Below are 529 nucleotides of genomic sequence, written 5' to 3' on the forward strand. Positions count from 1 at the left end.
GCGGTTGCCGCTGACTGGGTTACCGCCCTTCCCTTCGGCAGCTTTGTCGGAAAGGATGTTGTGGGCGGGGTCGAAGGCGAAGGTTTCGCTGCGGCCGCTTTGGCTGTTGCGGGCTTCTTGAATGCGCCCGATTTTGTCGTAAACATAATGGAGGACGCCGCTTCTTTGGTCGGCGCTTTGGATCAGGTTGCCGGCTTTGTCGTAGGCGTAGCGGCGGTTGACGACGCCGCCGGCCAACGGGTTTTGTTTGCCGCGGGGTGTTTGTGTGCCGCTCCGGACGGTACGCTGGCTTTTCAGACGACCCATGGGGTCATAGTCGTACAGGCTGCTGATGCTGCCCTGTGTCCTTTGGATTTCTCGGTGCAGTTTGTCGCGTTCGATGTCGGTAATGACTTCGCCGTCGAGGCTGATTTGGTGCAGGTGTCCGCTGCCGTAGTACAGGTAATCGATATGGCGGCCGTCGGGCAGGATGGTGCGGATGCGGTTGCCCAACGGGTCGTACTGGTAGCCTACGGTGGCGCTTTGGCCG

At 60.5% G+C, this 529-nt stretch carries 1 protein-coding gene; it reads right to left on the reverse strand.

Features of this window, described 5'->3' with window-relative positions; all coding sequences use genetic code 11:
- The coding region (locus tag ACTHSX_RS10460; protein ID WP_440377608.1) for an RHS repeat domain-containing protein at positions 1 to 529 on the reverse strand (529 nt) is incomplete at both ends.

Source organism: Neisseria sp. P0014.S002 (genome assembly GCF_051958295.1).
Taxonomy (GTDB): Bacteria; Pseudomonadota; Gammaproteobacteria; order Burkholderiales; family Neisseriaceae; genus Neisseria; species Neisseria flavescens_B.